4 protein-coding genes are annotated in these 7,557 nt (G+C 73.7%); 1 reads left to right on the plus strand and 3 read right to left on the minus strand.

Annotation, left to right across the window (positions count from 1 at the left end):
* Nucleotides 1–183: 183 nt before the first annotated feature.
* The 3 genes from AOK15_RS28680 to AOK15_RS28690 all read right to left on the minus strand — a co-directional run bounded on the left by AOK15_RS28680 (nt 184) and on the right by AOK15_RS28690 (nt 6,319).
* A complete protein-coding gene (locus tag AOK15_RS28680) occupies nt 184–4,203 on the minus strand; it encodes an SDR family NAD(P)-dependent oxidoreductase (RefSeq protein ID WP_055521253.1) in 4,020 nt (1,339 codons plus the stop codon).
* Nucleotides 4,200–5,030 carry a thioesterase II family protein gene (locus AOK15_RS28685; protein ID WP_079058764.1) on the minus strand — a complete coding sequence of 277 codons (831 nt, stop codon included), beginning with the start codon at nt 5,028–5,030 and terminating at the stop codon, nt 4,200–4,202. The genes AOK15_RS28680 and AOK15_RS28685 overlap by 4 nt, the downstream gene beginning before the upstream one ends.
* Before the next feature lie 176 nt (nt 5,031–5,206).
* A complete protein-coding gene (locus tag AOK15_RS28690) occupies nt 5,207–6,319 on the minus strand; it encodes a ParB/RepB/Spo0J family partition protein (protein WP_079058763.1) in 1,113 nt (370 codons plus the stop codon).
* A gap of 545 nt (nt 6,320–6,864) precedes the next feature.
* Here AOK15_RS28690 and AOK15_RS28695 point away from each other — a divergent pair.
* Nucleotides 6,865–7,485 carry a ScbR family autoregulator-binding transcription factor gene (locus AOK15_RS28695; RefSeq protein WP_055521254.1) on the plus strand — a complete coding sequence of 207 codons (621 nt, stop codon included), beginning with the start codon at nt 6,865–6,867 and terminating at the stop codon, nt 7,483–7,485.
* The last annotated feature ends 72 nt before the right edge of the window (nt 7,486–7,557 follow it).

A 7,557-nucleotide genomic window follows, 5' to 3' on the forward strand; every position in this document is an offset into this window, starting at 1 on the left:
GGGTGCCGACCGGTGCCGGGGGCGCCGGGGAGACCGCCACCGGGGAGGGCGCCGGGACCGCCGCTCGACGCGAGGCGGCCGGCGGAACCACCTTCGCCGAGGCCGTCGGCTGACCCGCCCGCGCCGGGGCGGCCGGTGCAGCCGCCCCCGCCGCCCCCCGTGAGGGGGCCGGGCTCCGCCGGGTCATCGCGCGGCTCCCGCCGATGTCGGGGTGACCGCCTCGGTCGGCGCCGTGGCCGCCGCCACCTTCGTCGCCATGCCCTCGACCGTCGGGTTCTCGTACAGCTCGTGGGTGCTGAGGCGGACGGCGAGTTCGGTGTCGACGCGGGCCAGCAGGCGGGTCGCGCGCAGGGAGTTGCCGCCGAGGTCGAAGAAGGACTCGTCGCGGCCGACGGTCTTCTGCCCGAGCACGTCGGACCAGATCGCGGCGATCCGCCGCTCCAGCTCCCCCTCCGGCGGGGTCTGCGTCCGCCGGCCGAGGGCCGCCCGGCGCGGCGCCATGTCGAGCAGCAGCTGGGTCGTGTCGACGGCCCCGCTGCCGTCCTTGGGGATACGGCTGACTTCGAGGAGCCGTACCGGCACCGGCAGTTCGGCGAGCGCGGGTGCGAGCGCCGCGTGCACGGCGGCCGGGTCGGCGCCCTCCTCCGCGTCGGTGGTGTACGCCACGAGCACCTCGCGCACGCTCAGTTCGTCCGGCGCCAGCTCGCCCACGACGAAGGGGTTCCGCGCGTCGAGCCCGATGAGCTGGTAGTGGTACGGCAGCGCCGTCGCCGTGAGGAAGCAGCGCAGGCCCCGCTCGGGGTCGATCGCCCGGAAGCCGCGCCGGCGCGCGGGCGCCGTGGACTGGCCCTGGCTCATGCCGACGTCGTCCCACATGCTCCAGGCGAGGCAGCGCACGTCCCGGCCGCGTTCGTGGTGCCAGTGGTCGGCGAAGCCCACGAGGAACGCGTTGGCGGCTGAATACGCGCCGAAGGAGTGCCCGCCGAACTCGCCGTTCACCGAGCCGAAGAGGACCAGGGAGGCCTCCGGGCGGCTCTCCAGGACGTCGGCGAGGGCGAGGGTGCCGGCGACCTTGGCCGCGTACTGGGCGCGGAAGCCGTCCTCGGACTCGTGGGCCAGGGTGTGCCGTTCGAGGTTCTGCCACTGGTCGGAGACATCGGCGGCGGCCAGGTGCAGGACCCCGTCGAGGGGGCGTCCCCAGCGCTGCTCGGCGGCGGTCACCGCGGCGTTCAGCTGCTCGGGGTCGGTGATGTCGGCCTGCCGGTAGGTGACCTCGCCGAGGTCGGTGAGGTCCCTCAGCCGGGCCGCCTTCGCGCCCTCGGCGGGCGACCGGCCCACCAGCAGCAGCCGGGCGCCGTACGCGGCCAGCAGATATCCGGCGAGGTCGCTCGCGATCCCGCCGAGACCGCCGGTGACCAGGTACAGCCCGCCCGGCACCAGCGGCGGCGCGAGCTCGGCCTCCGTCTCGTCGTCGACGGGGCGCAGCCGCGGCTGCCAGCGCAGGCCCTCGCGTGCGGCGACCACCCCGGTGTGGGTGGGGTCGGCGAGTTCGGTGCGTATGGCACGGGCCCACTGGGCGCGGTCGGCGGGCAGGTCGAGCTGCCGCACGGTGATCAGCGGGTTCTCGGCGGCGGCCGTGCGGATCAGCCCCGGCAGGGCGCACACGCCGAGGTCGACGCGGTCGCCGGGCCGTACGTGGGCGGCGCCCTCGGTGAGGACGAGCAGCAGCGGGGCGCCGAACTCGTCGAGCACCCCCATCAGCGCGGTGAGCTGGGTACTGACGGCGGTGACCCGGGCGGCGGGCTCGTCGTCCCTGCCGTCGAGCGGCCAGGCGAACACCACGGAGTCGATGGGCCCGTAGTGCGCGGTGACGTCGGTGAGCACCCGGCGCAGGTCCTCGGGGTCGCCGGGCGCTACCCGGTAGCGGTCGAGGTCGACCTCGGCGAAGGAGCGGCCCCGGCCGACGACCACGGCGGGTTCGTCGTCCAGGCCGAGCGCGGCGAGCTGCTCCTCCTCGGCGAACACCACCCGGGTGCCGCAGTCGGCGGAGAACACCAGCCGGGAGGTGCCGCTGTCGGCGGGGGCCTGCGCGGCGGGCAGCCGCGACCACTGCCGGCGGAAGAACCACGTACCGGAGTCGTCGGTGTCCTCCTCCTCGTCGGCGATGCGGTCGGCGAACCGTCCGGCACGCAGGTCGGCGACGAGCGCGGCCCGCTGGATCTTGCCGCTCGCGGTCTTCGGGAACTCGCCGTCCGTGACGGGTACGACCACGTCGGGGGCGATCCCCGCCTCCCGGACCAGCGCGGCCCGTACCTCCCGGAAGGTGCGGGCGAGCGACTCGGCGTCCCAGCGCACCGGCACGAAGAAGATCACCAGCCGGTCGGAGCCCTCGCCGGGCTCGCGGACCCCGGCCGCCGCCGAGAACGTGACGCGGACGCCCTCGACCTGTTCGACGACGCTCTCCAGTTCGTGGGCGACGAAGTTGGCGCCCCGCACGATGATCTGGTCCTTCTTCCGCCCGGCGATGACGAGCGATCCGTCCCGCACGAAGGCGAGGTCCCCGGTGCGGAACCAGCCGTCGTCGGTGAACGCGTCCCGGTTGGCCTCGGCGTTGCCGTGGTAGTGCCGCAGCATCGTCACACCGCGGATCTGGAGTTCACCGACCCGGTCCTGGGGCAGCGTCCGCCCCTGGTCGTCGACGACGCGGACGGTGACACCGGGGATGGGCCCGCCGACCTCGGTGAACGCGACCGCGTCGGCGCCCTTTCCGTCGACCGACTGGTAGACGAGGTCGCCGTCGAGGGACGCCTGCGAGACGACGACCGTCCCCAGCTCCCGGTCGTCGCGGCTCTGCCGGGTGTAGGTGACGCCGGAGCAGGTCTCGGACATCCCCCAGCACGGCACCATGGCGTCCGCGCGCAGCCCGTGCGGGGCGAGGAGTTCGAGGAAACGGTGGCTGGTGGCGGCGACGACGGGCTCGCCCGCGTTGACGAACTCCCGCATCCGCGACAGGTCCCAGCTCCGCATGCCGATCTCGTCGGCGCACTCGTTGACCAGGTTGTACGCGAAGTTCGGCGCCCAGGTGTTGGTGACGCCGTACCGGTCGATCCAGTCCAGCCAGAGCAGCGGGTCGCCGAGGACGTCGTCGATGCGCCCGTTGACGTGCCGGCACCGCAGGAACATGTCGCGGACGTTGTAGTAGACCATCGTGACGTGGTCGAGCGGCATCCAGATGAGGCTGACGTCCTCGCTGGTGTAACCGCGTGCCTGGATCACCGCCCATTCCCGCGCGGCGACGGAGGCGTTGGTGTGCTGGACGCACTTGGGGACGCCGGTGCTGCCCGAGGTGAGCAGGTTGATCACCGGCGAGTCCGGGGTCGTCGCGAACCAGTCGGAGTCCCGTTCCTGGCCGAGGAGTTCACCGACCCGGAGGATCCGCAGGTCCGGCTCGCCCCACAGCGTGTGCAGCGCGCCGAGCGCGGGCGCCGTGGCCTGGTCTGTGAGGATCACGGGCCGGTCGAGCAGCTGCCAGGCGTTGTGCAGCTTGCGGGTGGTCTCGTTGTGGCTCTCGTACGTCGTCGCCACGGCCACCGGCGTCGGCACGAACCCGCCGAGTACACAGGCCCAGAAGGCGGTCATGTACGCCCGGTGGTCCCCGAACTGGAAGAGGGCCGCGTCACCGGGGGCGAGCCCGGCCGCCCGCAGCCCGGCGAGCACCCGCTCGGCCTCGGCGAGCAGCTCGGCGTAGGTCTGGAGGTCGGGTTCGCTGCCCTTGCGCAGATACAGGGTCCCCTCGTCGGGGGCGAGTTCGGCGGCCTGCCGCAACCCCTCCTGGAGGGTGGTGGGCGCCCCCTCGGGGATGCGCGGCTCACCGCCGAAGGTCTCGGAGGAGGGCCGGTCGGAGAGCGACGCCTGCGACGCCGGCTGCGCGGGGGATGCCTGCGGTGCCGGTGACGTCTGCGGTGCCGGTGACGTCTGCGGTGCCGGTGACGTCTGCGGTGCCGGTGATGCCTGCGGTGCCGGTGATGCCTGAGAGGGCGTCCGGGGTGTGCCCTCTGCCTCTCCCCCGCCGTCGGCGGTCCGTGCCCCCTGCCGTACGACGACGGCGGCGTCGCGCACGCCCGGTATCGCCCGGGTGGCGGTGGCGAGGCGGGCGGCGACGGCGGGGTCGAGGCCCGGGGTGAGGTCGGGTGTGTGGGTCATCGCGCGCTCCCCGCGAGTTCGGGTGCCGGCCGGGAGGACCCGGCGTGGGACGGGCCGGTGGGGGCCTGGCCGGTGAGGACCTGGCTGAGGTGGGCGACCAGTTCGGTCGGGTCGTGGAGGAAGTAGAAGTGGCCGCCGGGATAGAACCGGGTGTGGAAGGCGCCGGTGGTGTGCGCGGCCCAGCCGTAGAGGGTGTTTTTGGGCGCCCGCGGGTCCGCGTCGCCGCTGAGCACGGTGATCGGGGTGTCCAGCGGCTCCCCCGGCTCCACCCGGTGCCGCTCCCAGAGGGTGAAGTCGGCGCGCAGCGTGGGCAGCAGGCCCTCCATGACCTCCTCGTCCTCGGCGATCTCGGGCTCGATCCCGCCCAGCCGGACGACCTCGGCGCCGAGTTCCTCGTCGGAGAGGGTGTGCATCACCGGGACCCGGCCGACGGTGCCGGGCGCGGGCTGCGCGGACAGGAACAGCCAGCTGGGCCGGGGCCCGCCCTTCTCCCGCAACGCCTTGGCGACCTCGTACGCGAGCGCCGCGCCGCCGGAGTGCCCGAAGAAGGCGAAGTCCCCGTCGAGGAAGGGCCGCAGCGCCTGCGTCAGCACCTTCACCAGGGGGCCCACCTCGGTCACCGGGTCCTCGGCGATCCTGTTCTGCCGCCCCGGCAGCTGCACGGCGGCCAGCTCCACCTCCGCGGGCAGCAACCGCGCCCACTCCCCGTACGCCCCGGCCCCGGCCCCGGCATGCGGGAAACAGATGAGCCGCGTCCGGGCCCGGGGCCGCCGGGCCCGCCAGATCCAGGGGGTCTCGACAAGAAGATCGGGACTGTGATCAGCCATGAGGATGTCCTCCATAAAGAAATTCCGGGTCCTGGAAACCGCGCGCCACGGAAACCGCACCCAAAGGGGCGCGGGGCGCTGACACCACGCGACTCCGCCGCGCGGGCGCGACCAGCCACGAACAACCCGCACCCGCCACCGCGAAAGAACCCCCACGGCGGCAAGGCGCGCAGAACTCAACCCCGCCGCATCTCCAACTCATTGGCCAGCCGCAGCCAGTGGTCGGCACACCTCCGCGCCGCCTGCGCCAGCACCGGCGCCCGATGCCCCGGCACACTCCGCGCCAGCCGCTGCCACTTCGCCTCGTCGCCGATGGAGTGCACGCTGAGCATCTGGAGCAGCATCCGCCCCGCCTCGGTCCGCAGCGACGGGTCCTTGCAGATGTTCGGCAGGATCAGCCCGATCGCCGCCGCCGACAGATGCGCGGTTCCGCGCCCGCCGGCGGCGGCCGGCCCGGCCCCGCGCCCCGGCTCGTCCCGCACGGCGACCCGCCTGGCGGGCGGCGTCTGCGGCAGCGGGTCCTGTCCGCGGCGGATGCGGTCCCGTACGTCCTTCGCCGTGGCGGTGGCGATCCCGGCCCGCTCGGCGATCTCGCGGAGCGACGCGGTGGGGTTCGCGGCGATGACCTGACTGGCCCGCAGCCGCCCCTCGGTCGCCTGCAACGGCCGTACCCGGCCGTCCCGGCCGACGCGGGGCGCGTTCAACTGGTCGGTTCGGCTCGTTGAACGGCGCCGGATCGCCGCGACGGTGCTCGGCGCGAGCCCCGCGTTGGAGGCGATACGGCGGTCGGACCAGTACGGGTGGGTGGTGAGGATGCGCTCGGCGGCCGCCGCGCGGTCGGCCTGGGACAGGGGCAGGCCGTGCGCGATGTTCAGCTCGACGGACAGGGCGAAGACCTCGTCCTCGTCGCCCTCGAAGTACTCGACCTCGATGGTCGTGGCACCGCGCAGCCGGGCCGCGGCGAGCCGGTGCATCCCGTCGATGACCCGCATCGTCGGGTGGTGGACCAGGATCGGCGGCAGCGGTTCCTGCTGTTCGGCGAGGGCCCGCACATGGTCGCGGTTCTCGCCGCCGAGCCGGGGGGAGTCGGACGCCCTGAGCGCGTCGACGTCCACGACGCCCGTCCGCCGCTCCCGGCCCCCGCGGTCGCCGGCCGGTCCCTCGCGGTCCCCGGCGGGGACGGCGCCGGGCTGCGGCGCCCCGGCGCCCGCCGCGACGGCCAGGCGCAGGCCCGGCCTGGGCCCTTCCCGGCGGTCAGTGGTTTCGACGTGAGCGCCTGAGACGTTCATGACGTGTTCGCTCCTCCCCGTACGGGCGGGCCACAGCTCTGCTTTCCCCCGTGGCCCTCTCAACCGTCCCAAGAAACATACCAGGGGCGCGGATTTTTTTATCCCCCTCGTGGCCGGTTTCCTCGCGACCACCCACGCCGCACGGCCGGACCAAAAGCTGACAAACATGCATAAAAACGGCCCGCAGCCGCGCCTCGGGGGATGTAGGCACGGCTGCGGGAGTCTGTTTCAGCGCGGAAACGGGCGATTTCCCCGGGGGATCACCCCGAGCCCGTCGCTTCCCTTCGATAGAAACATACCGGGGTGCTGGTTTGCAATGCCTCGGATCGGCACACCTCCCCCGCCGTAGCCGAATGCACGCTTCCGCCAGGCCTCGCCGCGCCAGGGGGCCCGCACTGTCGGATTCAGACCGATAGGGCGAGGTAGAAAAGAAACCGCACGGTTGGTTTTATAAGGGGTGGTCGGGCCCGCAGTCCCCGCCCCTGCCCACGACATCGACATCGACATCGACATCGACATCGACAAGGCCACCGGAGGAGCCCACCGTGCTGAAACAGGAACGCGCCCTGCACACCCGACACGCCCTCGTGCGCTCGGCCGCGGAAGTCTTCGAGCGGCATGGATATGTCCGGGCGAAGCTGACCGAGATCAGCGCCGGCGCCGGTGTGAGCCCCGGAGCGCTGCACTTCCACTTCGAGAACAAGGCTGCCGTGGCCGCGACCGTCCAGGTGGCGGCCGCCGAGAACCTGCGGCGGGCGGCCCGCACCGCGACCCGGCGGCCCGGCCTCGACCCCCTGCAACGCCTCACCGACGCCTCGTACGCCCTCGCCGAGCGGCTCCGCGAGGACGTGGTGGCGCGGGCCGGCTCACGGCTGAGCGGCGACGAGGCGTGCCGGACGGACGTGGACCTGGGCGCGGAGTGGCGGGCCTGCGTCCACCGGTTGCTCAGCGAGGCGGCGGCCCGGGACCTGCTCGCCGGCGACGTCTCCCGCGCTGACGCGACGGCGTCGGTGGTCGCGGCCACGACTGGTCTGGAGGCCCTGGGCCGCACCGATCCCGAGTGGCTCTCCCCCACGACCCTCACCCGCGTCTGGCGCGTCACACTGCCCCGCCTGGCGAGGCCGGGGGCGCTGAGCCGGCTGTCTCCGGGGCCGGGCGCCCAGTGACTCGGGGGCCGGGGCGCTTTGGCGAGTGCGGGTCCGTTGTGGCTGGTCGCGCGGTTCCCCGCGCCCCTGGAG

Source organism: Streptomyces ossamyceticus, from assembly GCF_001418475.1.
Classification (GTDB): domain Bacteria; phylum Actinomycetota; class Actinomycetes; order Streptomycetales; family Streptomycetaceae; genus Streptomyces; species Streptomyces ossamyceticus.